At 46.1% G+C, this 256-nt stretch carries 1 protein-coding gene; it reads left to right on the top strand.

Annotated elements, in window-relative coordinates; all coding sequences use genetic code 11:
• Nucleotides 1–256 (top strand): hypothetical protein (locus tag ACNG5D_RS16155; RefSeq protein WP_418184550.1); only part of this gene is annotated, 256 nt, incomplete at both ends.

Raw genomic sequence — 256 nt, 5'->3', positions numbered from 1 at the left:
GGTACCTCCGATGAAAACGATCCATGTAGCCCAGTAGGCATCAACACGACCGATAGTGATGGTGATGGTTTAACGGATTGTGAAGAAACTACAGGTATAGATGATCCGAGTACGCCAACAGTACCAACTGGTACATCCGATGAAAACGATCCATGTAGCCCAGTAGGCATCAACACAACCGATAGTGATGGTGATGGTTTAACGGATTGTGAAGAAACTACAGGTATAGACGATCCGAGTACGCCAACAGTACCAA

It is taken from the genome of Algibacter ulvanivorans (genome assembly GCF_048381495.1).
Taxonomy (GTDB): Bacteria; Bacteroidota; Bacteroidia; order Flavobacteriales; family Flavobacteriaceae; genus Algibacter_B; species Algibacter_B ulvanivorans.
This window is presented reverse-complemented; position numbering and strand designations above follow the sequence as displayed.